Genomic DNA, 25,825 nt, shown 5'->3' with positions numbered 1-25,825 from the left:
GATCCATCTCGAACTCGGTTGTGAAACGCAGTAGCGGCGACGATAGTTGGAGGGTAGCTTCCTGCAAAAATAGCTCAATGCCAGGATAAAACAATCTGAATGCTCTATATCTGATTTCAGCGCTGCTGAGATCAGTTTTGTTTAAAAGCCACCTCAGGGTGGCTTTTTTTGTGCTTGCCGTCAGGTGACGCTTGGGCTTGGGCTAACGCCGGGGGCTGGTGCCTGCACCCCTCGGCTCATGCCGCTGACAGGCAGGTAGGGACCGTTTAGGCTGAAAATGGTGCTTATCTGCCTGACAAGACTTGGATGCTTCGGAAGCCGATCAAAGTGTTGGTCGTGCTGGGAGGCGGATGAAACTGTTCCTGCGTCGCATTTGGTGGTCTTGTCGACTCTGGAATCATTTTGGCTGCGTTGATCTCAGTGCTGCTTTTGCTTACCACACTCTTCAATCCTTCTTTCCGGTTCTTCTGATTATTCTTTCGCTTGCAAGTTGGGTCTTAGGGCGAGACGACGGACTGACCGGCCAAATCCTCGATTGGACATCCCAGCTATTACCGGATTCCGCTCAGCGGGTTGTGCAATCGACCTTGGTGCAGCTTTACAGGCAACGTGGTGGGGCGGGCTTCCTTGGTGTGGCTGTGTTGTTGATCACCGCCAGCAATGCCTACCTCAGTCTGCAGCGTGGCACTGATCATCTCTGGTCCCTCCGCTTTGCAAGGGATTCTCGTGCCCGAGTGGCGGTTGCGTCCCTACCCGTTGTCCAGAACGTTTTGGTCGTGGTCAGGCGCTTCCTGATGCTGCGGTTGAAGGCCACGATGTTCTTGATGGCCGTCGGCAGCTTGTTCGTGATGGACCAGTTGACCGTCAACCTTCGCTTGATGGGCTTTGAAACATGGCGTGGATTAACGGCCGCACCGCTTGAGTGGGTGTACCGCTACCTGTTCCCAGTATCAGCGCTGGCTGATCTGCTTGTGTCTTTGCTGATTGCTTCATTGGTGTCTCTTGGTCTGCTGCGGTTATTGCCTTCTCGGCGCATCACATGGCAACTGCTCCTGCCTGGTTCGATGCTTGTTGGATCTGCATATACCTTGCTGAATATTGTCGTTGGGCGAAGCATCGTTTCTCTAGGAACTCGGTTTCAGGCGTATGGATTGATCGGTGGCGTCCTGGTGCTGACTCTATGGGTGTGGCTGTTGGGGCTTATCTACTATTTCGGTGTGGCCTACAGCGTGGTGTTGGCAACCGCAGGTCCAATGACGGCTGAGAGCTTTTGCCTTCGCCTTGGCCTCATTCAGGAAGCTCCTCCCGAGGAGAATCCCAAAGACCTGGCAACTTGATGCATCTACGGAGATCCGCACCCGCCCCTCGTTCAACAATGGGCGTGAATGGGCGACGATGATGGAGTGTGTTGATCTTGCGGTGAACAAATCAAGCCTTGCCTTGCGTCCACTCCCCACGGCACTCCTGCTTTTGTGCGCTGGTGTTGGCGCCTGTGTCGTGGGGACGTTCTTCACCCTGACTTTGGTTCCAGTGCTAATGGCGGCTGGCCTCATCGTTGCTTTTCTGGTTGGCGCCCTTGTCTGTGCGTGGGCTGGAGTGGAGGCGCTTGCTGCTCTTGAGCGCTGGTTGGAGCGTGATTCTCGCTTTCAACGCTGATGAATCGGCAGTTGCCCTGGTTCTTGATCCTGTTGGCTGGTCTGCTGCTCGTTGCTCCCACCCCGCTCAGTCGTCTGTTGCTTGACCTGCTGGGCGGACTGACTCTGGCTATCCTGCTTCTGCCCTTGCTTCTGGCTGGAGCTGGTGCCCTTGCCTTTCAGCTCCTGAGACGGCGGGTGCGCACTTGTACGGTCTGCGGTCTCAGCTGCATGGCCACGACCACCTGCCCCGCTTGTGGTGCCCCACTTTCAAGTGCTGACGCCTCCTCTAGAGCCCACAACACCCAGCCTGGTCCGGTTGCTCAAGCGCTGCCTAAGGTCTTCACGAGTTGGTTATGGTCAGACGGTAAGGTCCCCTCTGAAGAGGCCTCCAGTGATGATAATCTTGATGTGAGCGATGTTACTATTGATGTTGAGTCGAAGGATGTCGACTCTCGCTGAGAGTTGGCAGACCCAGATGAAATTAGCGGGCTCAAACTGAATAGGTTCTTGTCTTCAGGCTGATTGGCTGGTTGATTGGCAGCCTGTTGATGAAGGCTGAGCAGATGTCGGTTTGATCAGCTCTTTGTCGAGATGCCTCGGCTGATCTCCAGAAGGCGTCGCTCCCTTAGAAACAAAAAGAATGGAGCCGCAAAGGCGAAGGCGATCGTCAAACTGCTCAGCAACACGATCCAGAGTCCTCGCATTTGTAATCGGCGTGTTTCGCTGACAATCCAGATCGTTACGGCGCTCGCTCCGATCAGCAGATCTCGCGACAGAGATCGGGCCGCGGGGTTGGCGTTGGCCAACTCGATGAACTGAGCCAGGTTGAAGGCCTCGCCGTAGTCGCGAATGAATTGAACGTTAGCCAGCCAGGGGAAGATGGCGCCACACACTGCCAGGGCGAGGTAGATCCATTGCAGCCAGGGTGTGTGCATTGTGGACGTGTTGAGCCCAGCAGTAACAGTGGCTTTGTCGCTGGACATGGAGCTGTCCTGATGGTTCGTTGGCGTCATGCTCAGGATTCCATGGAATTCAGGTCTAGCTCCTCAACCTGCTGCTGCACTTGCCGGAGGACCTGCTCACAGCGATCGGCGTAGGCCACGGCTTGTCTGTAAAGCCCGGCCATTGCCTCCACTTCCAGGTCTTCCGATTGCAGTGCTGCCAGGGTGAGATCAAGTGCCGTTCGGCTCTGGGCAAACGTCAACTGCTGCGTCTCCTTCAGCCAGTTGTCTTTGATCGGATCCTGGGACGGCGGCTGACGCTTGCGGTTGCTCATGGCTCTCGGTGCTCGTGACGACGCTCGGTGACGCGGGCATCGGCGGTTCCATCCAACCACTGAACCAGCAGGCTCTGGCCTATCTCCACCTGCTCGATTGAGCGCAGCAGCTGACCGGCTTCTCCGCGGACCAGACAGAATCCACGCTTGAGCAATTGTCTGGGTGAGAGAGCCTCCAGTAGCTGCAGGCGCTGCTGCAGATGTGCTTGCTGCAGCTGCAATACCGCCTGGGGGTGAAGTTGCTTCAGTCGCATGACCTGCGCGGCCAGCTTCTGCTGTTCGCGCTCCACTCGCCAGCGCAGGGTCTGTCGCAGCTGCTGCTGCCGTTGCCGTAGCTCCTGGCGCAGGGTGCGCTGGTCGGGGAGCAGTGCCACGATTGCCGCCGTGGGTGTAGCGGCCCGGTAATCAGCCACCAAATCGGCGATCGTGGTGTCGTCTTCGTGGCCAAGGCCGGTGACGACCGGCAGGGTCATGGCCGCCAGGGCCAGAGCAACCGCTTCGCTGTCGAACACGGCGAGGTCTTCGCGGCTGCCGCCGCCTCGAGCCAATACCACCGCTTCGATGCCGAGGCGCTTGGCAGCCTGGGTTACCAGCTCGAGGGCCGTGCAGATGCTGCCCTCAACGGCGCCCTGTACGGGGATCGGTATCACCAGGATCTTCGTGGCCGGCCAGCGTTCGGCGGCGGTGCGCAGCATGTCGGCCAGGGCGGAGCTGGGGCTGCTGGTGAGAAGCGCGATCACCGCAGGGCATTCAGGCAGAGGCCGCTTGCGGGATTGATCGAAGAGGCCGCTGCTCTCGAGGCGTTCCCTGACACGCTCGAACTGGCGCAGGACGCTGCTTAGGCTGGGACGTATGTCGAGGGCCTGGACGCAGAGACTGGCGCGTGCCCCCCAGAAATTGAGCTTGCCTACGACGATCACCCCATCACCATCGGCTGGTGTGAAGGTCAGGCGCGGCAGCTGTGATGCCCAGACCACCGCCGAAATCGAGGCGGTCTCATCCAGCAGCGTCATCCAGAGGTGGCCTTTCTTCAGCTGCGGGCGCGACACCGTGGCCTCCAGCAGAAAGCGGGGAGCGAAGCCGCGCTCCAGCAGGGTGCCGATCGAGCGGTTCAGGTCAGTGACGCTGTACCGAGGCAGGGGCTGGCCACTGGTGTCAGTTGCCAGCTCTGGGGCACCGGTGGAAGTCACACGGGTCAATGCTCCAGCCGTCCGTAGCAGTAGCCCCAGTAGAGGCTGATCGCCGAGGCCGTCAGAAAGAGCAGGCGGCCGATCGGGTGGTCGAAACGAATCAGCCCCGTAGTGGCGATCACCAGGGCCGTGCTCAACAGGCGTGAGCCATCACGCCTGTTCTTGACGAAGAACGGAGCCAAAGGCACGATCCGTCGAGGGAATCAGTAAGTCTGGCTGACGGCTCAGACGATCCAAGGCATGGCGTCTGTGCCTTCAGGCGGCAACAGGAACGGAGATGGCCACAGCCATTGAAAACCCCACCGCCTCCACCTGACGGAGACGATGGGGTTGTCGGAGCGAACCAAAGCAGAAAGCCGAGTTGGATCTCGGCGGTTCAACCCAGACCGATCTGGGAGAGAATGCCTTGGCCGGTGAGCAGTTCGGTGGCAAGGCCGATCACGAAACCGAGCATGGCCAGACGGCCGTTCCAGGTTTCGGCGAAGTTGACGAATCCAAAGCGGGGTTGGGTGGCGTCAGACATGGGTGTATCCGGTTGACCTTCATATCGTAACGAATCTTGGAGCTGTCTTGACGCCTGGCCTAAGTCAATTTCCGTGTTCGGATTTCCTGCCTGTGGATCAGTTGGCTCGCAGGCCGGCTTTTGTCCGTCCCTGAGCGCTTGCTTGGCGATGGCCAGGCAGCGGCCGCATTGTGGGAGCGCCGACCCTGTTTGGCTGTGGAAACTCCAATGACCAGCGTTCCCGTCGGCACACGACGACGGCGTCTGCAACGGCAGTTGTCCGCTCCACTACCAAGCAGCCCGGACCTGGTCCTGGTCACGGATCTCGATGGCACGCTGCTGGAGGGGAGCATTGCCGGTCGCCTGAAGCTCTACGACTGGCTGCGATCGCGCCGGGAGCAGGTCCTGCATGTGTTCTGCACGGGCCGTGACCTTGGCTCGGTGGCCCGCTTGCTGAGGCAGGAACCGCGGCTGGAGCTCGGGGCTCCCCACCTGGTGATCGGCGATGTGGGCTGCACGGTGGCCTGCGGCGCCAGCCTCGAGCTCGTGCCTCTGGCCGTCGATCCGATCGAGCGGCGCTGGCGGGGACTGCAGCAGCGGCTTGAGCCCCTGCTGCGAGGGCAGCCTGGCCTGAGTCCCCAGCCCATCAGTGTCGATCGACATCTCGCCTACGCCTATGACCCTGGGAGTTTCGACCATGGTTTGGTGCCCCGCCTGGAGGCCGAGGGCGTCGATTGTCTGCTCTCGGGCGGTCGCTACTTCGATGTTCTGCCTGCCGGGGTCAACAAGGGCTCCACCCTGCTGGGGCTGCTGGACTGGCTGGAGCTTGACCAGCGGCGGGTGGTGACAGCCGGGGACAGCCTCAATGATCTGGCCATGTTCCAGACCGGCCTTGCGGGAATCATGGTCGGCAATGCCGAGCCAGCCCTGCGTCGCCATCTGCCCGCGTTGCCAGCAACCTTCGCCGCGGCTGGCCATGGCTGCGACGGCATCGTCGAGGGTCTCCACCACTTCGGTTTCGCCCATCTCTTCGACTGACTCATGGTGCGCCGGTCGGCCCCTTAGTGCTGCGGGCCTGGGCACGGCTTGTGGCGGCGGTAGGCACCGCCTGAGCCGGATCTTCGGGCCAGGGATGTCTGGGGTAGCGCCCCCGTAGCTCCCGGCGCACCTGGGCGTAGCTTCCCCGCCAGAAACCGCCCAGGTCCTGGGTGATCTGCACCGGCCGTCTGGCTGGGGAGAGCAGATGCAAGCTCACCGGCAGCTCACCCTCCAGGACTCTGGGTCCCTCGCTGAGACCGAATAGTTCCTGAAGTTTCACGGCGAGCACAGGCTTGCCACTCCCGTATTCCAGTCGGGCCCAGCGTCCGGTAGGAAGGATGACCTGATTGGGGAGCAGGCGCTCCAGCTCCTGGCGTTGCTCCCAGGCCAACCCGTTCCAGAGTCCCTCCTTCAGGTCGAGCTGACGAATCTCGTCCAGGGCCCGCAGGCCGCTCAGCTGATCCCCCAGCCACTGCTCCAGATCTCGTTCCAGTGCGAGCTCGCTGCGATCGGGCCAGGGCGCACCCCGGCGAGCATGGGCCAGGTTGAGCCGGTGTTGCAGTTCACGGCTGTCCCTGTCCCAGGGCAGCACCCCCAGACCGAGCGAACGGATGCCTTCCAGCATTGCCGCCAGCACAGCCGCTTCGGGTGGATCGTCCCAGGGGCGACGTTCCAGCACCAGGGCCCCGAGTCGTCGCTCGATGACGGCCCTCACCCGGCGCTCGGCTGGCTGCCAATTCACCAGCGGCAGCTGGCAGCCCTGCTCGGCCTGGAGTGCCTCCAGGATCTGGCGCGACAGGGGCAAGGCCTGCTGGATGCGCACGTCGCTGCCGCTGTCGTCCACCGCGGCCACCGCCAGCACGGTGTGGCCCGCCAGGGGGTCGTGGGTCGGCAGTTGGGCGCCCCGGCCACTGCGCATGAGGAAGCGACCCTGACCCTCGATGCGTGCAAGGGCGATCCGCTCTGGATAGGCACAGCTCAGCAGCAATGCCGCTGTCTCAGCCTCTGCCAGAGAGGAGACGATTGCGCCGGGTGTGGTGGCGGCTGATGCTCCTGCGCGTTCAGGCCTGCTATTCCCCTGCAACTGCTGCTGGAGCTGCCGGCAGAGCTGCCTGATCGTGCCGCGCCGGGGGTCTGGGCGGTCCTGGCGGAGCCAGTCGAGCCGGGCCATCAGATCGGCGCCTGCCCCCTGGCCCGCCAGAGGGTCGCGTTCATTGAGCAGCGTTGCCAGCTCGCAAGCCAGCTGGGCCCTCCCCAGGCGCTGGCCTTCCAGCAGCATGTGAGCCAGGCGGGGATGGATTCCCAGCTGGGCCATGGCACGGCCATGGGCGGTGAGGACCCCCTGCCGGTCGACGGCACCCAGCTGCGTCAGCACCTCCAGACCCTGACGCAGGGCGGCCTGCGGAGGCGGGTCCAGCCACGGCAACGTTTCCCCTAGGCCGGCCCCCCAGCGGGCAAGCTGCAGCACCAGCGGCAAGGGATCGGCTTCCAGTAGCTCGGGCGGGTCGTAGGCCGGCCGCTGTTGCTGTTCCGCGGACGACCAGAGCCTCACGCAGCGGCCGGGTCCCAGGCGACCGGCCCGTCCCCGGCGCTGCTCGGCGCTGGCCAGGCTGGCGGGCAGGGTGACCAACCCGTCCATGCCGGTGCGGGGATCGAAGCGGCTGCGCCGACTCAAGCCGCTATCGACCACCAGGCGAACCCCCTCGATCGTGAGGGAGCTTTCAGCGATGGAGGTGGTGAGCACCACCTTGTCGCCCAGGTGATGGCTGGCGCCGATGGCGCGGCTCTGGGCCGCCAGTGACAGTCCGCCGTGCAGGGCGTGGAGCTCTGCACGCTGGCCCCAACTGGTGGATTCGATCGCCCGCAGCGCCTGCTGGATCTCCCGTTGGCCCGGCAGAAACACCAGGGCCGTACCGGCTTCGCCTTCGTCCTGCAGCCAGTGGCTCTCCAGGGCACGCACCACCTGGCGGTCCAGAGGCTCCCGCTCCCGCGGCGGTTGGTGGTGCAGCTCCACGGGATGGCTGCGTCCCTGGCTGCTGAGCACCACCGCCTCCGGCAGCTGCTGGCTGAGGGGTTCGAGGTTGAGCGTGGCCGACATCACCAGCAGGCGCAGCTGGGGATTCAGCAGGGCACGGGCCTCCCTCAGCAGTGCCAGGGCGAGATCGGCGTCGGTGCGGCGCTCGTGGAACTCGTCGAAGATCACCGCCACCACGCCGCTGAGGGCCGGGTCGTCCTGAAGGCGACGCAGAAACAGTCCGTCGGTGAGCACCTCCAGGAGGGTGGTCCTGGAGCAGCGCTGCTCCAGCCTCACGCGATATCCGACCGTGGCGCCCACCGGCTCCTCAAGGGCTTCAGCCAGGCGGGTTGCTGCGGCTTTGGCTGCAAGCCGCCGCGGCTCGATCATCAAAATGATGCCCACCTCGCCGTTGTCTGAGGCCAGGTGCTGCAGCAGGGCAAGCGGGACGCGGGTGGTTTTGCCAGCCCCGGGCGGGGCTTGAAGAAGAAGGGTGCCGCCGCGGGGAAGTTGCTGCAGGATCTCCGGCAGAAGCGGGTCGATCGGCAACGCTTCCCCGTGGCGGCTGCAGGGGAAGCCCATGGAGTTCAGCGGGGGGAGATGGGTTCCGCCGGCGAAGCCATCTCGAGAGTTTCTTGACAGCTCAGCCGAGGAGCCGCAGAACGAGGGCCAGCAGGGCGGTGCTGAGCAATCCCAGGGAGGCCAGCAAGCGCACAAGCGGCCCGACGGACAGGCCCAGAGAGGACATGAAGAAAATCGGAAGAAGTGGATACTGCAGTTTTAACGCCGCCCGGTGGGGTGGGTGGTGTTGATTGCCACGTTTCGTCGCCACACGTTGGAATGACCACAGATCCGAAGCGCCGCCGATCAGCGCACGTGACGGGCCCCGTCCACCGGGTGGTATGCCTCTCCGGTGGTTTCTTCATAGACAATCGCCGGCAGACCTGTTTCGAACATGGTTTGCAGGGCCTCCTTGAGATACGGGTTCCAGCCACCGGTGCTCACTTTGCCGTGGCGGACGGTCCAGTCCCAGGTGCCCTGCAGGTCGCGGGGGATTCGACCTTCCCGGTCGCGACGGGCTACCAGATCCTGGGACTCCACCAGCCCCACCAGGATCGGGTCCTTGCCGTAGGCAGGAGTCAGGCTCAGTTCCAGACGAATTGGATCGTCCTTGATCAGGTGAAGGCGGAAGCGGGGCGGCAGCTTCAGGCCACGCAGCACAGCCGCAACGATACGTGTTTTCTGATCCAATTCTCGGCCTCCGCCAGAACTCTGTTTCGCCCACCGGTTGTACCAGCCGGACGGGCCGCTCCAAGATATGAAGGGGCCGGATCAGTCGGACTGGGCCGGAAGCCTGGTGGAGTCGTTGTCGCCACCGAATCGCACCGTGAGCAGATCCTCGGATGTGATCTGCCCATCGGCATCAAGCAGCTCGGGGTGGATGGTGAGCCTGCCGGTGCGGTCCCCATTCTCTTCCGGATCGTCAGCCGGGGGTGGACCCATGGGTGCGGACGAGGCTGGATCACCCGGGCGAGGCACAGCTGAAAAGCCCCTGGCCATCACCTTGAAGGCTTGCCAGAGCAGCAGCAGAACGCAGGCGCCGTAGAGGATGGGAAAGATCTGAGACAACAACTGTGCCATCGGCGGCTCGGCGGTGCTGGGGGTATCCCGTTCACACCCACATCATTGCCTGGATGTGGCTCCCTGAGCGATCTTCCAGGCCCAAAGACTGCTGCAAGCGGCACCGAAGGCAAGAAAAATCAGCAGGAACGAACTGGTATCCATGGATTTCTGTAAATCTTTGTAAACTCTAGGTGGTTGTCAGGCCCTGTGCGTGGATTGGTGCGCCGCACTTCGTCACACCTTGGAGGCCGACCGGCCTTTCGTGCAGCCCGCCATTGCCGTTACGGTCCAAAAAACGAGAGCACTCCAGACGTGATGACGAAGAACTTCTTCTGGCATCGGTCCCTGCGTCCTGTTCTGCCCTTGGCCCTGCTGCTTGGAACCCCGCTGCTACCGGTCGCTCCCCTCCTCGCCCAGGCCAGGCCTGCGGCTGCAGCGTCCCTGTCTCGCCAGTCGTTCGTGGCCGATGCCGTGCGCCGCTCAGGCCCTGCGGTGGTCACGATCGACACCGAGCGCACCGTGGTTCGCCCGGGCAGTGGCGGACTACCGCCTGGAATGATGCTCGATCCCTTCTTCAGGCGCTTCTTCCCCCAGGCCCAGCAGCCGAGTCAGCGCACGGAGCGGGGCCAGGGCAGCGGCGTGATCTTCCAGTCGAATGGGCTGATCCTCACCAACGCCCACGTGGTGGAGAAAACCGACAGGGTCTATGTGGGGCTCAAGGATGGCCGCCGCACTGAGGGGAAGGTGATCGGCCTTGACAACGTCACCGATCTGGCTCTGGTGCGGCTGATGGAGCCAGGCCCCTGGCCGGTCGCCCCGCTGGGCAATTCCGATGCTCTTCAGGTGGGTGACTGGGCGATTGCGGTAGGGAACCCTTTTGGCCTCGACAACACGGTGACGATGGGCATCATCAGCAACCTCAACCGCAACGTGGCCAAGCTGGGCATCACCGACAAGCGCCTGGATCTGATTCAGACGGATGCGGCGATCAATCCGGGCAATTCCGGTGGCCCCCTGCTCAACGCCGACGGGGAGGTGGTGGGGATCAACACCCTGGTGCGCTCGGGTCCCGGGGCGGGCCTGGGCTTTGCCATCCCGATCAACCGGGCTCGAGAGATCGCCACTCAACTTCTGGCCACAGGCCGGGTAAGCCACCCGATGATCGGAGTCGGGCTCGATAATCTTCCCCCCGAAATGAAGCGCAGCCTCAGTGGGGGTGCACTGGTGCGTTCAGTGATGCCCGGAGGCCCGGCCTCAAGAGCCGGTCTGCGCAGTGGAGACGTGATCGTGGCGGCGGCAGGCAAGCCGGTGACTGGTCCGTCTCAGATGGTGGAGGCGGTGGAGGCCAATGGTGTGGGACGGCCGATGGCGCTGAGGGTGATGCGTGGCGGCACCCCGGTTCAGCTGGAGGTGGTGCCTACCGGCATGCAGAGTGGGGGGCAGGCTAGGTAAGCGCCAGAGTGAAGCCCACGCAAAGGAGGGGATGACCATGGGGCCCATGGACTCCCCTCCTTTGCACTTAATCGGGGCGAAACCCGGGATCCGGTTCAGAGCACATCCATCGAGCCGTTGACGTTCGTCTGGGAGGAGCTGTCGACGGAGAGTCCGGCAGCGGACTTTGCCATCCCTCCGAAGTGACCCGGGGTTCCCAGCTGCTGGCGCATGATCCACTCCGTAGCAGCTTTCTGGGTGTGCCAGGCCTGCAGTAACTGCTTGGCCAGACCCCTCAGCGACTGGGGGTCCCCAGTGGAATCGATCATGCGGGTCATGCGCTCCAGCTCAAATTGTTGGCCGAGGCTGAGGGCGAGCGGTTCGGACATACGAGGCATCGCGACGGGACAGTGAAGCCACGCCAATGCTACGAAGTGTTTCGGGTGCTCGCGTATCGACCGGTACAGAGTTACCGACTTCTTGTCAGCGTCTGCCGATGGGGCAAGCGCTGACGGCAAGCCTCAGTGGTGCTCCCGAAGCTGCTCCACGCAGTTGGTGATGCACTCGCCATCGTCGAGGGAGCAGGTGGTGATGCACTCGAAGTAGCTCTCCACCGAATCACCGCCTTCATCGTGGCCGAAGCTGGCGGCAGTGGTTGTCATCATCAGGCCTGCAGCAGGTTGCAGAGAGCCTGCTCCGCCTTGGCTGGCAAAGGGATGGCCGAAGGAATTGGTCATGCGCCGGACCTGGGCAATGGGGATATGGTCAGGATATGGAGATCATTCGGGTGGGTCCAGATAATTGAGTCTTCTTACCTACTGAAGGATGAAGTTGTTTGTGCTTGCTTTAGAGATTCTGCTGATTCAAGGCTGAGGGCTGCTCCTGGCGGTTCCTTTCAGCTGCCGGTGCGGGCACGGCGCCCCTGGCTCTTGTCTTTCTGCTTCTGCCGGTTGGCCTCCTGGCGGGCCTTTTTCACCCGGTCCTGCTGGGCACGGTTTTCGGCTTCGGCCTCTTCAGCCTTTTTCTCAAGGTAATAGGCGTAATCGCCGCGGTACAGCACCAGTTCGCCGTCGCGCAATTCCACAATGCGGTTGGCAACCTGGGAGATGAAGTAGCGGTCGTGGGAGACGATCAGTGCGGCCCCTTCGTAGTCCTGCAGAGCTGACTCCAGCATCTGTTTGGCGGGAATGTCGAGGTGGTTGGTGGGTTCATCCAGCACCAGCAGGTTGGAGGGGGTCAGCAGCATCAGCGCCAGGGCCAGACGGGCCTTCTCACCGCCGCTGAGCTGGCCCACGTCCTTGAACACGTCGTCGTTGCTGAAGCCGAAATTGCCCAGAAGCGAGCGCACCTGGGTCTGGGTCCAGTCGGGCACGGCCTCGAACAGGGTGTCGACGACACTGCGCTCGAGATTGAGGGCTTCGGCCTGGTTCTGCTCGAAGTACCCCGCCACCACGTTGTGCTCACCCAGGCCGGCCCTTCCCCCGTCAGGGGCTTCCAGCCCCATCACCAGGCGCAGCAGGGTGGATTTGCCCGCCCCGTTCGGACCGACGAAGGCGATGCGATCCCCCCGCTCCACCTCCAGATCGGCGCCCAGAAAGAGGATCTTCTCCCCGTAGCTGTGGGTGAGGTCCTCGATCAGGGCCACCTGGCGCCCCGAGCGAGGTGCTGGCGGGAACTGAAAGCGGGGGCCTGAGAGTCCCTCGAGCGGGGCCTCGATCCGCTCCACCTTCTCCAGCAGCTTCTCGCGGCTCTTGGCCTGGGTGCTGCGGGTGGCGCTGGCGCGGAAGCGGTCGATGTAGGCCTGCTGGCTGGCCAGTTCCTTCTGCTGGCGATCGAAGGCGGCCTGACTGGCTTCCCGCTCCAGGGCCTTCTGCTCCAGGTGCTGGCTGTAGTTGCCCAGGTAGGTGCGCGAGACGCCCCGCTCCGTTTCGACGATCAGATTGCAGACCCGATCGAGGAAGGCTCGGTCATGGCTGACCACCACCATGGGGACCTCCTGCTCGAGCAGATACCCTTCCAGCCACTGGATGGTCTCCACATCCAGGTGGTTCGTGGGCTCATCCAGCAACAGCAGGTCCGGATCCTGCAGCAGGATCTTGCCCAGGGCGATGCGCATCTGCCAGCCGCCGGAATAGGCCCCCACCGCTTCTTCGGCTCCCTCGGGGGTGAAGCCGAGGGTGGGCAGCAGTTTGTCAATGCGAGCATCGAGCTCATAGCCGTGCAGTGCTTCGAAGCGGCTGTGAAGCCTGCCCAGCTCATGGATCAACTCATCGAGGTGGTGGGGATCGGTCGCCGCCTGATCACTGGCCATCTCGTGCTCCACCTGATGCTGGCGGATCAGCACGTCGGCCGCCTCGCCGAAGGCCTGGAACAACTCCTCACGAACGCTGCGCTCCAGATCCACGTCGAACTCCTGGCGCAGGTAAGCGATGCGGGGATTCCCCTGGCGCACCACCTGGCCCGTGCTGGGTTCCTCCAGGCCGGCGATCAGTCGCAGCTGGGTGGATTTACCGGCCCCATTCACCCCCACCAGACCGACCCGGTCCCCGGACTTGACCTCCCAGGTGACATCCCGCAGCACCTCGCCGGTGGGGTAGATCTTTGAGACACGTTCCAGACGGAGCACGGTTTGGGCGGATCGGCTGTGAAACGTCATCATCTCCGCTCGGCCCGATCGCGGTGGCTTGATCCATCCTCAAAGGGCGGATCCGATCGGCTGCGGGGCAGACTGACAAACCCATCCCCCCACCTCACTTGATGGTGAAACGTCTGGAGCAGGTGGCGGCGCTTGTGGTTGCAGCTGGACTGGCGATCGTGAGCTACTGGCTGTTCTTCAGCTGGGCCCAGGGTGGCCGTGAGCTGCGCCAGGCACCTCGTCAGGTTCCGGCCATCCAGGCGGAGCCAACCCCCCCTGGCGGCCGGCGGGTGCCCTGAGCAGAGCGAGGGACGCCCCTCCTTGGATCACAGCCCGCCGCGAGCCTTGATCAGCCACTGTTTGCTATCCAGATCGTCGAGGGAGGCCAGATGCTCCCGAACCGACGCCTCGGTGACGGGTAGATCGAAGTCGGATCCCATGGCGATGATCCGCTCGATCGTGCCTTTGGGGTCCTGCAGTGCCTGGCGGAACAGGGACTGGGTGAGGGCCTCATCGGAGCGAATCCGCTCGTAGAGCGCGGCGGCATTGGCCGCAGCGGCCGGTTCGGGCGGGTGCTCGGTCATTGGTACGGGCCTGGCGGTTGCTGCCTGAGCTGTCTGATTGGCACCTTATGGCGGCTATTCAGTGGTGGCCAGTATTTGTTGGCTGTTGTTGGTTGTTGGAGGTGTCACCACGACCGGCGCCGACTCAGGCTGCTGGCATAACCCCAGCAATGGCTGCGCGCGTACTCGTCAATTCGGGAGGACCAGAAAGAGTGCTGGTGACCGCCCTGGGAGAATGGCCCCTTGTCCTGGTCTTGGCACGCTGCCGCTGAACCGTGGGCCAAGGGGAAAGTCAGGCTGGAAGAGCTTTCAGGCAGCTTGCGACGGCTTCACTGATTCGCTCGATTCGGGACAGGCGGCGGGGTTCTCCAGGCTTCGGGCCTCCAGGCAGAGCAGCTGGCGCAACTGGGCGTAATTGGCGGCCAGGGGCTGGCGGCCCTCCTGCAGGGCGTTGAACTCGGCACGCTGCAGCACGTGATGCAGATGGGTGAGCAGGTAGGTGCTGATCACCGCCGAAACCTCGACGTTGCTGGAGCCGGCCCCGCGAGCGCTGGGGATCCCTGGGGAGCCTTGACGCTCCTTTGTGCGACGCGGCTTCGGGGTCTGTCCCGCCGCCGACGTGAGCGCGCTGTTGGGCATGGCTCGTGCTCGGAGCTTCTCAATCTTAGTGCCGGATACTATCCGTTGGGATCTCTGTACACTGGTGTGTAACGCGTGGGACCTGATCCGCTGTGGCCACTCGCCAGACTTCCACGAGCGGCCGCCCCAAGTCCCCCCGTATTCAGGTGGTGCTGCCTGAGGGGCTCTGCGACCGCCTCACCGCAGCGGCCGAGGCGGAGTCGCGCACAGTCAGCAACATGGCCAAGGTGCTGATCCAGCGGGGACTCGACAGCCTTGATCAGGCAGTGGCTCCGTCCTCCCCGGGGATGGGCGAGCGCGCCAGCGGCGCAAGCAGGCCCACCGAACGCTTCCGCGAGGTCCTGGAACGCCAGGAGAACAGCCAGCCCCGCCGGCTGCGGGGGCTGCCGCGGCGCCTGCGGCTGCCCCGCTCCGGCGCCTGAATGGTCTCCCAGCAGTTCAACGGCTGGGATCGGCCCTGACCCCCATCACCGCTGCCCGACTGGCCCCAGTCACAGAGGGCAGGGCGCCGGCATGCCGATGCTGGTGCCACCAGGCGAACAGGGCAAAGCCCAGGGCCTCACGGGCGGCCTCATCGAGGCCCAGCTCCGCCAGCGGGCGTACCAACAGTCCCCGGCAGCGCCGCCTCAGCTGATCCATCAGCATCCCGTTGCGGGCTCCGCCTCCGGCCACCACCAGCTCCAGCGGCCGCGTCCCATGGCGCAGATCGGCTGCAACCACCGCTGCGCTGAAGGCTGTGAGGGTGGCCAGAGCATCGGCGGGCTCGAGGGGGACTCCAGCGGCCACCGCCCGCAGCTCAAGCTCCTCGAGGCGCCGATCCAGATCCGGCAGGCCGAAATCTTCCCGGCCGGTGGATTTCGGCGGCGGTAGCTGGAAGAAGGGTTCCCTCAACCACGACTGGATCAGGTCCTCCTGAACCATGCCCCGACTGGCCCAGGCTCCCCCCTTGTCGTAGCTGAGGTTGCCCTGGCTGAATCGGCTCACCGCCAGATCAATCAGGCTGTTGGCCGGGCCGCAGTCCCAGCCGCGTACAGGCTGGTGGCGCTCCGGTCCCTGGGCTGGCGGCAGCAGGGTGAGATTGGCGATCCCTCCGAGGTTTAGTACAGCGCGCCAGCCTCCTATCGGTGGCAGCAGGGCGGCATCCGCCGCTGGCACCAGCGGGGCACCGTGGCCCCCCAAGGCCAGGTCGGATGCGCGCAGATCGAACACCACCGGCCGCTCCAGCAGCTGGGCCAGCAGTGGCCCCTGCAGTAACTGCCAGCTGGCACCGCGCCGTCCCCCCTGGGGTGCCCGGTGCCAGATGGTCTGGCCATGGCAGCCCACCAGCTCGGCGCGGCCGTCTGGATCACAGCGGCGGGCACACTCGGCCTGAGCTTCGCTCACTGCTTCGGCCAGATCCAGCAGCGCGGACGCCGCCAATGGCTGACCCTGTCCCACCGCGATCAGCTGGGCCCGCAGATCGCTGGGGTAGGGATAGAAGCATTGGTGGAGCACACGCCAACGGGGGTGTGCCAGTGGGGGCTGGAAACTGGCCAGCACCGCGTCCACCCCATCGGCGCTGGTGCCGCTCATCAATCCGAGCACCAGGCTGGGCCTCCCTGGGAACCTCACAGCTGGGGCAGGCCTTCAAGCGCCTGAACAGTTCCCATCACCACCAGCAGATCCCCTTCGCTGAGCACATGGGAGGCCGGTGGATTCACTGAGAGCCGATTTTCCGGGCCGGCAGCCAGAACGCTCACCTCATAGTTCTTGCGCAGGTTCAGATCACGCAGGGAGCGGCCGATGAAGGCCTGGGGCACCTTGATCTCCTCAATGCTGTTGCGATCGTCGAGCCTGAGCCGCTCCAGCAGGTTGGGGCGCACCAGCTGACGGGCCAGCTGCTCACCCTGCATGCGCGAGGGAAACACCACCTTGTCGGCCCCCACCCGGCGCAGCATCTTCTCGTGCAGATCGCTGGTGGCCCGGGCGATCACCTGCTTGACCTTGCTGCCTGCGCTGTCTTTGACGATCAAGGTGGCGGTGATGCTGGCCTCGATCGGTTCGCTGATGCCCACCACCACCGTGGTGAGATCGAGAACGCCCGCCTCCCGCAGGGCCTCCTCATCGGTGCAGTCGAGGGCGCGGGCCTCGATGGCTGGATCGACCTGCCGCAGGTCGTCAATCGCGCGCTGATCCCTGTCGATCGCCAGCACTTCGGCGCCGCAGCGCACCAGTTCCTTGCAGACGGCTGTGCCGAAACGCCCTACCCCGATCACCGCGAAACTGTCCGGTGCGGCCGTTCCGGCTCCTTGCCAGCGCCACCAGTTGGTCATCAAGGCTCATCTGCATGCGGCGCCATTCTGTGACCCGTGCCCACTGGCCGCCGCTCGGCCTGACATCTGACGGCGACTGGCCAAAAAAAATCCCGCCGCCGGCGGGAAAGAGCGAGGGATCAGAAGCCAGCTGGCAGGCCGTTGCCACCCCGGCTGGCTGGTTCTCACTTGTTCGGCTGGGGGGTCATGCGCAGGTAGGGCTTGATCTCGGTGACTCCCTTGGGGAACTTGGCGCGGGCGTCCTCGGTGGCGATCGAGGGCACCACCACGCAGTCCTCGCCGTCTTTCCAGTTCACCGGTGTGGCCACCTGGTGGTGGTCGGTGAGCTGCAGCGAATCGATCACCCGCAGGATTTCAGTGAAGTTGCGGCCGGTGCTGGCGGGGTAGGTGATCTGCAGGCGCAGCTTCTTGTTGGGATCGATGATGAAGACCGAGCGCACCGTCAGATTGTTGAGGGCGTTCGGGTGGATCATGCCGTAGAGATCGCTGACAGTCTTGTCGGAATCGGCCAGGATCGGGTAATCAACGACGGTGCACTGGGTTTCGTTGATGTCGGCGATCCAGCCCTTGTGGCTTTCGGCCGAATCCACGCTCAGGGCGATCGTTTTGACGTTGCGCTTCTCCCACTCGGGGCGCAGGCGTGAAACCTCGCCCAGCTCGGTGGTGCACACCGGGGTGTAATCGGCGGGATGGGAGAAGAGCACGACCCAGCTGTCGCCGGCGAAGTCGTAGAGGTTGATCGGACCCAGCTGGGACTCCTGGGTGAAATCGGGCACGGTGTCGCCGAGTTGCAGCGTCATGGAAAGAAGGCGTGTTGGGAGGGAGTGGAAAAGGATTGTGCGGGAAGGGGCGCGCTGCCGCGGCCTCATCCTGTGCATGATACAGGTTAGGCACCGGAGGGCCTAGATCCCGAACTGTCTGCAGACCAGCCAGGGGACCAGAAGGGTCATCACCACGGTGAGGGGGAAGCCGTAGCGGGCCACATCGAGGAAGCGATAGCGGCCCGGTCCGAACACCATCAGGTTGGTCTGATAGCCCACCGGGCTGAGGAAGCTCTGGCTGGCACCGAACAGCACAGTGAAGATGAAGGCCATCGGCGCCATGCCGAGGCCGACGGCAACCTGCGCCGCGATCGGAATCACCATCGCGACCGCGGCCGCATTGCTCATCACCTCGGTGAGCAGGGTGGTGAACAGGAACACTGCGGCGAGGGCCCAGTAGATCGGCCAGTGCCGCAAGCCACTGAGCAACGACCTGGCCATCGCTTCGGCCAGCCCGGTTTTCTCCAGGGCGATGCTGAAACTTCCGAGCGATCCGAGCAGAAGGATCACATCCAGCCGGATCGAACGCAGCAGTTCACCCGTGCGAAGGCAACCGGTGGCCACCATTGCCACGGTGCCCAGCAGCACCGCTGCCACCAGGGGCAGCAGCTTGAAGGTGGGCAGCACGATCACCAGAACGGCGATGACCATGGCGATTCCCTTACGGCTCACGGTGGGCAGATCGTCTTCGATCTGCTCGAGCACCACCAGGTCATTGTTGGCCTGTAGGCCGCGGATGGCGTCCTGGGGTCCTTGCAGGAGCAGCACGTCGCCCTCCCTCAGGGATGCCCTGCCAAGCCGCTCGCGTAAAACCGCATTGCCGCGGCGCAGGGCCAGAACGGTGACGTTGTAACGCTGGCGGAAGCGCAGATCCCGCAGGCTTGCCCCGGCCAGGGTCGAGCCTGCCGGCATCAGCACCTCCACCATCCGCAGGTTGGCCACCGTCTGGGAAGCCACTTCGGCGGCTCCCGATTCAGGGACTGGGGCAAGAACGATGGTGTGGTCCTGCTGCAGGCGGAGCAGGTCGTCACGGGTGCAGCGCAGCACCAGGCGATCACCTTTCTGCAGGATCCGATCGGCCAGCGGTGGGGTGAAGCGCTCTTCGTCGCGGTGGAGCTCGAGCACGTCGACGTCGAAACGACGCTGCAGACGTGTGCTGTGCAGGGATTGGCCCACCAGCTCGGAGCCGGCAGGGATCATCACTTCGGTGAGGTATCCGCTGCTGCTGAAGCTGCGGGACAGGTCAAGATCGTCGCTGCCGCGATCCGGCAGAAAGCGGTCGGAGAGCAGGACCATCACCAGGCTGCCCACCAGCCATACCCCGATCCCGATCGGCGTGAAGCTGAACAGGTCGAAGGCGCCGTAACCCAGCTTGCTGCTGACCTCGCTGGCCAGCAGGTTCACCGAACTGCCGATCAGCGTCAGCGTGCCGCCCAGAACCGTGGCGAAAGAGAGCGGCAGCAACACCTTCGAGGGCGAGATGCGGCGGCGATGGCACCAGCCCTCGACCACGGGCAGCAAGGAAGCAACGATCGGGGTGTTCGGCACGAAGGCGGAGACCGGTGCCACCAGGGTGGTGAGCAGCACGATCATCCGCTTCGGAGTCCGCACCGCATCTGAGCCGATCATCCCTCGCAGTCGATCGAGGCCGCCGGAGCGAAACAGACCCGCCGAGAGCGCGAACAGGCCGAGCACGGTGATCAGAGCCGGACTTCCGAAGCCCTCCAGGGCTTCGGAAGGCTTGAGCACGCCGGTGGCCATCAGCAGACCAGCCACCAGCAGTCCGGTGACTTCAGGGGCCAGCCAACCGCTGACGAACAGAACGATCGAGCCGGCCAGCGTGACAAGAGTGATCAGGGCCTGGGGTTGGAGGGCGGTCTGGAGCAGATCGTCCAAGGACGTAATCCCTATGTGGAATGCGGCCAATCTTGCAGTACATCGCGCAGGTGCTGCAATCCCAGCCCTGCCGTTGCGGAAATGAACACCACATCAGCGTCGAAAGATCGGGCCTGCTCCAGGGCGCCGGCAGGGCAGCGATCAATCTGGTTGGCCACCAGGCGGCGGGGGGCCTGGCAGCCGAGGGAATCGAGGATGGTGTGAACGGTCCTGAGCTGCACGGGCCAGGCCGGATCGGATAGATCCACCACGATCAGCAACCCATCGGCCTCGAGTGTTTCCTCCAGGGTGGAGCGGAAGGCTTCGGCCAGGGGCGGCGGCAATTCGCGGATGAATCCCACCGTGTCAGTGAGCAGGATGCGCCGCACCGCTCCACTCCCATCTGCCAGCTCCAGCCGGCGGGTGGTGGGATCCAGGGTGGCGAACAGCTTGTTCTCCGCCAGCACCTCCTCACCGGCCGCCGGCTGGGTCAGGGCGTTGAGCAGCGAGCTCTTGCCCGCATTGGTGTATCCCACCAGGGCGAGCCGTTTCAGCCCACCCCGTCCCTGGCGCAGGCGAGCACGGTGCTCCCCAAGCCGCTCCACGTCGCGTTGAAGACGCTCGATCCGGCGGGCAATGGTGCGGCGGTCCTTCTCCAGCTGGGTCTCGCCCGGCCCGCGGGTGCCAATGCCGCCCCCCTGACGCGAGAGGCTCAGGCCGCGTCCGCTCAGCCGGGGCAACCGATAGCGCAGCTGGGCCAGTTCCACCTGCAGGCGCCCGGCGCTGCTGGCGGCCCGCTGGGCGAATATATCGAGGATCAGCTCGCTGCGGTCACTAACTGGCAGGTCCAGCAGGCGCTCCAGGTTGCGGGCCTGCACCGGCGTCAGCTCCCGGTCGGTCACCACCAGGCTGGCCTCCAGCCGGCGGGCTTCCAGTGCCGCTTCCCTCAGCTTGCCTTCGCCCCAGAGGGTCTGGGGGGCAGCTTGCTGGCGCTTCTGGCGAACCACTCCCACCGGCAGACCACCAGCGCTGCGCACCAGCCCTTCGAGTTCGGCGATGTCACGCTGGCTCTCGCTCTCCTCGCCGCTCACCAGCGCCAGCAGCATCACCCGCTCCGGTCCCTGCTGCGTCTGCTTGATCCCCCCAGCCCCTTCCAGGTCGCTGGTGTCGGCGGGGTTGATGGCGGGATCACAGAGGTCGGGGAGCTCGCCTTCCAACCGGCAGCTCCAGGGCTGGGCTTCCTCGTGGCTGAGCCCGTAAACGGCAGCGGGCCAGCGTCCACCGGCGCGGGCACGGTCGCTGAACCGCAACCAGAACAGGGGTTGCAGATCCATGCCCACCAGGGCTTCGCTGCCCAGGGGCTCCAGCGACTGACCCCGGCCGATGCAGCTGAGCAGCCGTAGATCCTGGCCCTGACGCCGCTCGGAGCCGGGCAGGCGCTCGATCAGCCGGCCCGATTGCTCCAGGGGACCCACCCACAGCAAGCGGCAGAGGCCGCGGCCATCCACCACCAGGCTGAGGGGCAGCTCCAGCTCGCGGGCCTCCGCCGCCAGCCGCTGCAGGCCCAGCAGGTCGGCGCCTCCCTGCTCCGGGTGGCGGCGCTGGGCGAGGCGCTCCAACCGCCGTTTCTGGGCTGGCCGCAGCCCTGTGACGCGGCCGGCGAGGACGGACTGTTTCAATGACGCTGGATGCGCAGGCAGGTGATTCCAGCCGCCCGGGCACCCGCCACATCCTCGGGGCTGTCGCCCACATGCCAGACCTGCTCGGGCCCGAGTTTCAGGCCGTCGAGGGCCAGCTGGAAAGGCTGTGCACTTGGTTTGGCGGCACCGGCCGCACTCGAGACCACCACCAGCTCCAGCAGATCCGCCAGACCGAGGGCCTCCAGCAGACCATGAAGGCGCTGGTCGAAGTTGCTCACCACGGCCAGGCGCAGACCGCCCCGGTGCCAGCGGCCCATGGGGCCGATCACATCGGGGTACACCTGCCAGAGATCAGGTTCGGCGAAGCGATCGAACAGCTCGAGAGCCAGCTCCGGGGGCAATTCGATCTGGGCCAGGTTGCCAGCGGTTGCGCGAAAGGTGTCCTCGATCCGCCTGGCCCACCATTGCCGCTCTGCTGCCAGCAGCTCCGAGCCCTCCAGGCCAGGAAAAGCCAGGGGGGGAGCCAGGCGCAACACGGCGGGGAAGGCCCGATCGATCGCTGCCGGATCCACGCTCATGCCGTGCTGCCGGGCCACATCCGCGTAGGTGTGGCCCACCGAGCTGCGCAGGCCGATCAGCGTTCCCATCGCATCCAGCAGCAGAGCGGCGGGGGAGCCCGTCATCAGGGGGTGCCTCATCGAGGTGCGATCAGAGGCCGCCCGAGATCGCTCAACCAGCCTGCGGCCACCCTGAGCTGATGCGGCAGGCCCGGCAGCCTCGAGAGGTAGGTGAGCTGGCGGATCCTGTAGGCGGCAGGTCCAGCCAGCGTCAGGCCCATGCCCGTGAGGCTGGCCTCGCCGATGCCCAGGCTGATCATCTCGCCCAGATCCTTCCAGCGGAACGGCTGCAACGGCTCACCTTCGAGTGAGCGCAGCAGATTCTCCGCCAGGCAGTCGGCCTGCTGGAAGGCCACCTGGGCCGTGGCCGCCAAGGGCGCTCCATCAGCATCAGCGACGTGGGCCACATCCCCGATCGCAAACACTCCGGGGTTGTTCTGCAGCTCCAGGGTCGGTTCACAGAGCAGACGACCCCGCTCATCGAGATTGGCGGCAGGCTCGATCGGGGGCGGGGCCACCGTCACCCCAGCGGTCCAGATCACGCCATCCACCGGCAGGGTTTCGCGGCAGTTGCCCTCCTCTGCCGCCGTGAGCCTCAACTCCAGGCGGCCGGGTTCCAGGGCCAGCACCCTGGTGTGGGTGCGCAGGCGGATGTCACGGCGCAGCAGCGCCGATCGGGCTTGCTCGCGGTTGAAGGCCCGGGCCTGGGGCAGCAGATCGGCGCCCTGCTCGATCAGTTCGATCACGGTGCTGCCCCGGAGCAGATCGGCCAGTTTGCAGGCCAGCTCGACCCCGCTGGGTCCAGCCCCCACCAGCGCCAGCCGCTGCAGGGGCCTGGGGTGGCTGAGCAGATGTTGCACCAGATCCTGCAGGCGCTCCACGTCGGCCATGCTGCGGAAGGGGATGGCCAGCTCCTCCACCCCGGGGATGCCGTAGCTGGTGCCGCGACTGCCGGTGGCGATCACCAGGCGGGAATAGGGCAGCGTTCGGCCTTGCTCGGTGGTCACACAGCAGGAGCTGGCATCAATCCGGCTGACCCCGTCCCGCAGCCAGGCCACTCCGCGGCTGGCCAGCAGGGTGTCGTAGCGGGGGGCTACTTCCCAGCCGCGCAATTCCTCGGAGAGGAGTTCGTAAAGCAAGGGCAGGAACAGGAACCGCTCCTGGGGCTCGACCAGCAGGATCGGCGGGTGATGACGGTGGGACGCCAAGGCCAGGGCGGTGTAAAGCCCGCCGAAGCCGCCACCGGCAATCAGCACCGGCCGGGTGGAGCCGGGCGCCTGCTGGGAAGGATTGGCCTGGCTCCTGCTGGGCTCTTCCATGGGCGAAAGGCCTTGCCGTCTCGGGTTGTTCGAACCCTAACCAGCGATGTTGCCCCGGAGGAGATGATGGGTGCCATGACCAGCCTCACCACGACCCCGTTGCCGACGGATCGGCTGGGCCGGACCATCGAGCCGGAACCGGCACGGCGCCATCTGGAGCCCCTCGATGCTGCTGGGCAGTTGGCCTGGGGGTATGAAACCTTCGGCGAAGGGTTTGCGCTCACCACCAGTTTCGGGATCCAGTCGGCCGTGCTCCTGCACATGGCCAGTCGCCTCAGTGAGCGGATTCCCGTGCTCTGGGTGGACACGGGCTACCTGCCCAGCGAAACCTATCTCTATGCCGACAGGCTCTGCACTGCCCTCAACCTGAATCTGAAGGTGGCACAGGCGGATCTCTCCCCGGCCCGGATGGAGGCTCTCTACGGTCGCCTATGGGAAACCGGTCGGGTGGAGGACCTGCAGACCTACCACCGGTTACGCAAGGTGGAACCCCTTGATCGACTCTTCCAGGAGCTGGGGGTTCACTGCTGGGCCAGTGGGGTGCGCGGTGGCCAGACCGATCATCGCGGCGGCATGGCCCCGCTTGGTGAGGTGCGTGGGCGCTGGTCGCTTCGACCCTTGCTCTCCTGGGGCCCGCGCCAGGTCTTCTATTACATGGAGAACCATGCCTTGCCCCAGCACCCGCTGTTTGAGCAGGGTTACTCCAGCGTGGGCGACTGGCACTCCAGTCGCCCTGACGATGGTGACGGCCGCTCCAGCCGCTTCGGAGGGCTGAAGCAGGAATGCGGCATTCATCTGCCGGGAGTGATGGGGGAGGGCATCTGAGCGGTGGGTGCCGGCGATCTCTGGTTGTTGATCGGCAACAGCCGTTGGCACTGGGCTGAGGCCTTGGCCGAGACCGCCGCAGAACCTGGGACGGCTGCACTGCACTTCAGCCATGGCCCGCCCCCCCCTGATCTGGCCGTGGTGCCGTGGAACCGGCTGCGGGCCTGGGCAGCCGTCGGCCCACTGCCCATTCAGGGGCAGGAAGGCAGCCGTCGGCTCGAGCAACTGGAGAGCCGACGCCTGCGGCTCGAGCGGGTGCCCCTGCAGCAGATCCCTCCCTGGTTGGGCATCGATCGAGCTCTGGTGGGCTGGCAGGCCTGGCGGTGCCAGGTCCAGCGGGGGGGAGGGGCCGTGCTGGTGGCCGATGCGGGCACGGCCCTCAGCCTCACCCGGGTCGGGGCGACGGGCAACTTCGCGGGAGGGCGGCTTCAGCCTGGAGTGAGCACCCAGATCAGCTCTCTGGGGCGGACGACGGCGCTGCTGCCGCTGCTGGTACCAGGGCCTGACGGGTTGGGACCTCTCGTCGAGGTGATGGACCCCTGGCCGACCGAAACGGAGCAGGCGATGCGGGTGGGGTGCCTGCTGGGATTGGCGGCGGCTGTGGCCCAGGCCTGGCGCGACTTGCAGCGGCTGGAGCCCACCTCGCTCTGGCTCACCGGGGGGGACGCCCCGGGGCTCGCCCCGCTGCTGCGGCAGGAGCAGGTTCCTTTCGAGCTGGCACCGGAGCTGGCGATGAAGGCAATGGTGGCCCTCAGCTCAGACCCAGATCCGAGAGGATCTGTTGGGCCATCTCCTCTGCCTTGACCTTCCAATAGATGCGCTCCAGCTTCCCTTCAGGGTCGACCACGAAGGTGTGGCGCATCATCCCCATGAATTCGCGGCCCATGAACTTCTTGAGCCCGTAGCTGTCGTAGGCCGCGGCCACCTCACAGGGCTCTGGATCACTGAGCAGGGTGAAGGGCAGCTGATACTTGGCGATGAACTTGGTGTGGCTGCCGGCTGCGTCCTTGCTGATGCCCAGCACCTTGATGCCGTGCCGCTCGAAGCTGGCCCACTGGTCGCGAAAACCACAGGCTTCCTTGGTGCAGCCCGGTGTGTCGTCCTTTGGATAGAAGTAGAGAACCACCCGCTGTCCACGCAGGTCGGCCAGCGACACGGATGTGCCGTTCTGGTCGGGAAGGGTGAATGCGGGGGCCGAGTCTCCGATCTGCAGCGTCATGGGTCGACGATTTCGAGAATTGAACTTAGGTCGCCGGTAGGGTCGGACGATCTCCCGAAGCCCGATGGCCCTCGCTCTTCGCCTCGGCGTCTCCACCCTGCTGGCGCTGATTGGTGTCGCCGGTCTGGTCCAGCTGACCCTGCAGCCGCCCCTGGCCAGCCGCCCGGGGACATCAGCGTCCGTTGTGTTGGCCGATCTCGAGGCCCAGGAGGCCCTGCTGGATCAGCGTCAGCAGGCGGCCCTGCTGCTGAACCGCTTCGTTGGCGCCCAGATCACCCGTTACTTCTGGGGGGGCTTCAGCGGCTATCTCGATGTGCTGGGCCTTGAAGTCCCCCAGGATATGAAGGCCGATCTGAAGGTGGAGGACCAGAGCGCCCAGCTGAGGCTCACCCCGCGAACGGGCAAGGAGACCTATGTGGCGCGGGTGGAGGCCATCGAAAGCGTGCCGCGAGGGGTGGTCTGCCGCGGAGAGGGCAAGCCGGGAGCTTTTCCCTTTACTTCCGACCGTCTCGGTTGCCCGCCGGGATGGCGCCCGCTCGGCAGCCTCAGGCGCCTTCGCCCCACCCCTGAGGGGTAGGCAGGAGTGGGCCAGCCGAAGGTCTGTCTTCATTGGCACAGCAAGTTGTTGGCAAGTGCAACTCACCTGTCT

The 25,825-nt window shown here is 64.9% G+C and carries 29 protein-coding genes; 8 read left to right on the top strand and 21 right to left on the bottom strand.

Annotated features, from left to right (window positions below; all coding sequences use genetic code 11):
* Positions 1-350 precede the first annotated feature (350 nt).
* A complete protein-coding gene (locus KBY77_RS09995) occupies positions 351-1,337 on the top strand; it encodes a YihY/virulence factor BrkB family protein (RefSeq protein WP_255103840.1) in 987 nt (328 codons plus the stop codon).
* An 875-nt stretch (positions 1,338-2,212) separates the two neighbouring features.
* On the opposite strand, the gene KBY77_RS09990 is transcribed toward KBY77_RS09995, so the two are convergent.
* From KBY77_RS09990 to KBY77_RS09970, 5 genes are all read right to left on the bottom strand, one after another.
* Complete coding sequence (locus KBY77_RS09990; protein ID WP_315856476.1) at positions 2,213-2,620, bottom strand: DUF2834 domain-containing protein; 408 nt, start codon at positions 2,618-2,620, stop codon at positions 2,213-2,215.
* Between the two features lie 32 nt (positions 2,621-2,652).
* Positions 2,653-2,913, bottom strand: coding sequence for an exodeoxyribonuclease VII small subunit (gene xseB / locus KBY77_RS09985; RefSeq protein ID WP_255103838.1), 261 nt, complete (start codon positions 2,911-2,913; stop codon positions 2,653-2,655).
* Entirely contained in the window at positions 2,910-4,112 is a 1,203-nt protein-coding gene (xseA, locus tag KBY77_RS09980) for an exodeoxyribonuclease VII large subunit (RefSeq protein ID WP_255103836.1), read from the bottom strand. Before xseA ends, xseB begins: the two co-directional genes overlap by 4 nt.
* Complete coding sequence (locus tag KBY77_RS09975) at positions 4,109-4,291, bottom strand: hypothetical protein (protein ID WP_255094158.1); 183 nt, start codon at positions 4,289-4,291, stop codon at positions 4,109-4,111. Before KBY77_RS09975 ends, xseA begins: the two co-directional genes overlap by 4 nt.
* 188 nt (positions 4,292-4,479) lie before the next feature.
* Positions 4,480-4,626 (bottom strand): chlorophyll a/b-binding protein, encoded by a 147-nt coding sequence (locus tag KBY77_RS09970; protein WP_006172180.1) that lies wholly within the window; start codon positions 4,624-4,626, stop codon positions 4,480-4,482.
* A gap of 207 nt (positions 4,627-4,833) precedes the next feature.
* Between KBY77_RS09970 and KBY77_RS09965 the strand changes: the two genes are divergently transcribed.
* Positions 4,834-5,643 (top strand): HAD family hydrolase, encoded by an 810-nt coding sequence (locus tag KBY77_RS09965; protein ID WP_255103832.1) that lies wholly within the window; start codon positions 4,834-4,836, stop codon positions 5,641-5,643.
* 1 nt (position 5,644) lies between these two features.
* On the opposite strand, the gene hrpB is transcribed toward KBY77_RS09965, so the two are convergent.
* The 3 genes from hrpB to KBY77_RS09950 form a co-directional block, all read right to left on the bottom strand.
* Entirely contained in the window at positions 5,645-8,239 is a 2,595-nt protein-coding gene (gene hrpB / locus KBY77_RS09960) for an ATP-dependent helicase HrpB (protein ID WP_255103829.1), read from the bottom strand.
* A 285-nt stretch (positions 8,240-8,524) separates the two neighbouring features.
* The gene (locus tag KBY77_RS09955) at positions 8,525-8,908 is read right to left on the bottom strand and encodes a hypothetical protein (RefSeq protein ID WP_037979909.1); all 384 of its coding nucleotides are present in this window, start codon (positions 8,906-8,908) and stop codon (positions 8,525-8,527) included.
* An 81-nt stretch (positions 8,909-8,989) separates the two neighbouring features.
* Positions 8,990-9,298 carry a DUF2973 domain-containing protein gene (locus KBY77_RS09950; RefSeq protein WP_255103826.1) on the bottom strand — a complete coding sequence of 103 codons (309 nt, stop codon included), beginning with the start codon at positions 9,296-9,298 and terminating at the stop codon, positions 8,990-8,992.
* A gap of 297 nt (positions 9,299-9,595) precedes the next feature.
* Between KBY77_RS09950 and KBY77_RS09945 the strand changes: the two genes are divergently transcribed.
* Positions 9,596-10,732 carry a trypsin-like peptidase domain-containing protein gene (locus KBY77_RS09945; protein WP_255103823.1) on the top strand — a complete coding sequence of 379 codons (1,137 nt, stop codon included), beginning with the start codon at positions 9,596-9,598 and terminating at the stop codon, positions 10,730-10,732.
* Positions 10,733-10,827: 95 nt separating this feature from the next.
* Here KBY77_RS09945 and KBY77_RS09940 read toward each other — a convergent pair whose 3' ends face one another.
* The 3 genes from KBY77_RS09940 to KBY77_RS09930 all read right to left on the bottom strand — a co-directional run bounded on the left by KBY77_RS09940 (position 10,828) and on the right by KBY77_RS09930 (position 13,370).
* Positions 10,828-11,100 carry a hypothetical protein gene (locus KBY77_RS09940; protein WP_255103866.1) on the bottom strand — a complete coding sequence of 91 codons (273 nt, stop codon included), beginning with the start codon at positions 11,098-11,100 and terminating at the stop codon, positions 10,828-10,830.
* Between the two features lie 132 nt (positions 11,101-11,232).
* Positions 11,233-11,448, bottom strand: a complete 216-nt coding sequence (locus tag KBY77_RS09935) for a hypothetical protein (protein WP_255103864.1) — start codon at positions 11,446-11,448, stop codon at positions 11,233-11,235.
* Positions 11,449-11,606: 158 nt separating this feature from the next.
* A complete protein-coding gene (locus KBY77_RS09930) occupies positions 11,607-13,370 on the bottom strand; it encodes an ABC-F family ATP-binding cassette domain-containing protein (protein ID WP_255103820.1) in 1,764 nt (587 codons plus the stop codon).
* A 98-nt stretch (positions 13,371-13,468) separates the two neighbouring features.
* Between KBY77_RS09930 and KBY77_RS09925 the strand changes: the two genes are divergently transcribed.
* Positions 13,469-13,645 (top strand): hypothetical protein, encoded by a 177-nt coding sequence (locus KBY77_RS09925; protein WP_255103862.1) that lies wholly within the window; start codon positions 13,469-13,471, stop codon positions 13,643-13,645.
* Positions 13,646-13,672: 27 nt separating this feature from the next.
* Here the strand turns inward: KBY77_RS09925 and KBY77_RS09920 are convergent, their stop codons facing one another.
* Both KBY77_RS09920 and KBY77_RS09915 read right to left on the bottom strand, forming a co-directional pair.
* Positions 13,673-13,930: a hypothetical protein gene (locus tag KBY77_RS09920; protein WP_255103819.1), complete on the bottom strand. Its 258-nt coding sequence runs from the start codon at positions 13,928-13,930 to the stop codon at positions 13,673-13,675.
* Positions 13,931-14,218: 288 nt separating this feature from the next.
* Complete coding sequence (locus KBY77_RS09915; RefSeq protein WP_255103817.1) at positions 14,219-14,548, bottom strand: hypothetical protein; 330 nt, start codon at positions 14,546-14,548, stop codon at positions 14,219-14,221.
* A gap of 92 nt (positions 14,549-14,640) precedes the next feature.
* Between KBY77_RS09915 and KBY77_RS09910 the strand changes: the two genes are divergently transcribed.
* Positions 14,641-14,970, top strand: coding sequence for a ribbon-helix-helix domain-containing protein (locus KBY77_RS09910; protein ID WP_255103815.1), 330 nt, complete (start codon positions 14,641-14,643; stop codon positions 14,968-14,970).
* Between the two features lie 16 nt (positions 14,971-14,986).
* Here the strand turns inward: KBY77_RS09910 and KBY77_RS09905 are convergent, their stop codons facing one another.
* From KBY77_RS09905 to KBY77_RS09875, 7 genes are all read right to left on the bottom strand, one after another.
* Positions 14,987-16,135, bottom strand: a complete 1,149-nt coding sequence (locus tag KBY77_RS09905; RefSeq protein ID WP_255103857.1) for an anhydro-N-acetylmuramic acid kinase — start codon at positions 16,133-16,135, stop codon at positions 14,987-14,989.
* A 20-nt stretch (positions 16,136-16,155) separates the two neighbouring features.
* A complete protein-coding gene (locus KBY77_RS09900; RefSeq protein ID WP_255103813.1) occupies positions 16,156-16,860 on the bottom strand; it encodes a TrkA family potassium uptake protein in 705 nt (234 codons plus the stop codon).
* A 164-nt stretch (positions 16,861-17,024) separates the two neighbouring features.
* On the bottom strand, positions 17,025-17,660 hold the full coding sequence (locus KBY77_RS09895) for a peroxiredoxin (protein WP_255103811.1): 636 nt from the start codon (positions 17,658-17,660) through the stop codon (positions 17,025-17,027).
* Positions 17,661-17,762: 102 nt separating this feature from the next.
* On the bottom strand, positions 17,763-19,577 hold the full coding sequence (locus KBY77_RS09890) for an SLC13 family permease (RefSeq protein ID WP_255103809.1): 1,815 nt from the start codon (positions 19,575-19,577) through the stop codon (positions 17,763-17,765).
* An 11-nt stretch (positions 19,578-19,588) separates the two neighbouring features.
* The gene (gene hflX, locus KBY77_RS09885) at positions 19,589-21,235 is read right to left on the bottom strand and encodes a GTPase HflX (protein WP_255103806.1); all 1,647 of its coding nucleotides are present in this window, start codon (positions 21,233-21,235) and stop codon (positions 19,589-19,591) included.
* On the bottom strand, positions 21,232-21,879 hold the full coding sequence (locus KBY77_RS09880; RefSeq protein WP_255103803.1) for an HAD-IA family hydrolase: 648 nt from the start codon (positions 21,877-21,879) through the stop codon (positions 21,232-21,234). The genes hflX and KBY77_RS09880 overlap by 4 nt, the downstream gene beginning before the upstream one ends.
* Positions 21,880-21,890: 11 nt before the next feature.
* Positions 21,891-23,132, bottom strand: coding sequence for an NAD(P)/FAD-dependent oxidoreductase (locus tag KBY77_RS09875; RefSeq protein WP_255103801.1), 1,242 nt, complete (start codon positions 23,130-23,132; stop codon positions 21,891-21,893).
* A 75-nt stretch (positions 23,133-23,207) separates the two neighbouring features.
* Here KBY77_RS09875 and KBY77_RS09870 point away from each other — a divergent pair, with 75 nt between their 5' ends.
* Complete coding sequence (locus tag KBY77_RS09870; RefSeq protein ID WP_255103799.1) at positions 23,208-23,957, top strand: phosphoadenylyl-sulfate reductase; 750 nt, start codon at positions 23,208-23,210, stop codon at positions 23,955-23,957.
* 3 nt (positions 23,958-23,960) lie between these two features.
* Positions 23,961-24,761, top strand: coding sequence for a type III pantothenate kinase (locus KBY77_RS09865; RefSeq protein ID WP_255103797.1), 801 nt, complete (start codon positions 23,961-23,963; stop codon positions 24,759-24,761).
* Here the strand turns inward: KBY77_RS09865 and bcp are convergent.
* Complete coding sequence (gene bcp / locus KBY77_RS09860; protein WP_255103795.1) at positions 24,709-25,176, bottom strand: thioredoxin-dependent thiol peroxidase; 468 nt, start codon at positions 25,174-25,176, stop codon at positions 24,709-24,711. The genes KBY77_RS09865 and bcp overlap by 53 nt on opposite strands.
* Positions 25,177-25,240: 64 nt before the next feature.
* Here bcp and KBY77_RS09855 point away from each other — a divergent pair, with 64 nt between their 5' ends.
* Positions 25,241-25,753 carry a hypothetical protein gene (locus KBY77_RS09855; protein WP_255103793.1) on the top strand — a complete coding sequence of 171 codons (513 nt, stop codon included), beginning with the start codon at positions 25,241-25,243 and terminating at the stop codon, positions 25,751-25,753.
* The last annotated feature ends 72 nt before the right edge of the window (positions 25,754-25,825 follow it).

It is taken from the genome of Synechococcus sp. Cruz-7E5 (genome assembly GCF_024345995.1).
Classification (GTDB): domain Bacteria; phylum Cyanobacteriota; class Cyanobacteriia; order PCC-6307; family Cyanobiaceae; genus Regnicoccus_A.
The sequence above is the reverse complement of the archived record's forward strand: the minus strand, read 5'-3'. Positions and strand labels throughout refer to the sequence as shown.

Coding starts and splice junctions, on each gene's coding strand:
- KBY77_RS09995 (WP_255103840.1), top strand. CDS start 351: ATGAAACTGTTCCTGCGTCGCATTTGGTGGTCTTGTCGACTCTGGAAT.
- KBY77_RS09990 (WP_315856476.1), bottom strand. CDS start 2,620: ATGTCCAGCGACAAAGCCACTGTTACTGCTGGGCTCAACACGTCCACA.
- xseB (WP_255103838.1), bottom strand. CDS start 2,913: ATGAGCAACCGCAAGCGTCAGCCGCCGTCCCAGGATCCGATCAAAGAC.
- KBY77_RS09970 (WP_006172180.1), bottom strand. CDS start 4,626: ATGTCTGACGCCACCCAACCCCGCTTTGGATTCGTCAACTTCGCCGAA.
- KBY77_RS09965 (WP_255103832.1), top strand. CDS start 4,834: ATGACCAGCGTTCCCGTCGGCACACGACGACGGCGTCTGCAACGGCAG.
- hrpB (WP_255103829.1), bottom strand. CDS start 8,239: ATGGGCTTCCCCTGCAGCCGCCACGGGGAAGCGTTGCCGATCGACCCG.
- KBY77_RS09950 (WP_255103826.1), bottom strand. CDS start 9,298: ATGGCACAGTTGTTGTCTCAGATCTTTCCCATCCTCTACGGCGCCTGC.
- KBY77_RS09945 (WP_255103823.1), top strand. CDS start 9,596: ATGACGAAGAACTTCTTCTGGCATCGGTCCCTGCGTCCTGTTCTGCCC.
- KBY77_RS09940 (WP_255103866.1), bottom strand. CDS start 11,100: ATGTCCGAACCGCTCGCCCTCAGCCTCGGCCAACAATTTGAGCTGGAG.
- KBY77_RS09935 (WP_255103864.1), bottom strand. CDS start 11,448: ATGACCAATTCCTTCGGCCATCCCTTTGCCAGCCAAGGCGGAGCAGGC.
- KBY77_RS09930 (WP_255103820.1), bottom strand. CDS start 13,370: ATGATGACGTTTCACAGCCGATCCGCCCAAACCGTGCTCCGTCTGGAA.
- KBY77_RS09925 (WP_255103862.1), top strand. CDS start 13,469: ATGGTGAAACGTCTGGAGCAGGTGGCGGCGCTTGTGGTTGCAGCTGGA.
- KBY77_RS09920 (WP_255103819.1), bottom strand. CDS start 13,930: ATGACCGAGCACCCGCCCGAACCGGCCGCTGCGGCCAATGCCGCCGCG.
- KBY77_RS09915 (WP_255103817.1), bottom strand. CDS start 14,548: ATGCCCAACAGCGCGCTCACGTCGGCGGCGGGACAGACCCCGAAGCCG.
- KBY77_RS09900 (WP_255103813.1), bottom strand. CDS start 16,860: ATGACCAACTGGTGGCGCTGGCAAGGAGCCGGAACGGCCGCACCGGAC.
- KBY77_RS09895 (WP_255103811.1), bottom strand. CDS start 17,660: ATGACGCTGCAACTCGGCGACACCGTGCCCGATTTCACCCAGGAGTCC.
- KBY77_RS09880 (WP_255103803.1), bottom strand. CDS start 21,879: ATGACGGGCTCCCCCGCCGCTCTGCTGCTGGATGCGATGGGAACGCTG.
- KBY77_RS09875 (WP_255103801.1), bottom strand. CDS start 23,132: ATGGAAGAGCCCAGCAGGAGCCAGGCCAATCCTTCCCAGCAGGCGCCC.
- KBY77_RS09870 (WP_255103799.1), top strand. CDS start 23,208: ATGACCAGCCTCACCACGACCCCGTTGCCGACGGATCGGCTGGGCCGG.
- bcp (WP_255103795.1), bottom strand. CDS start 25,176: ATGACGCTGCAGATCGGAGACTCGGCCCCCGCATTCACCCTTCCCGAC.
- KBY77_RS09855 (WP_255103793.1), top strand. CDS start 25,241: ATGGCCCTCGCTCTTCGCCTCGGCGTCTCCACCCTGCTGGCGCTGATT.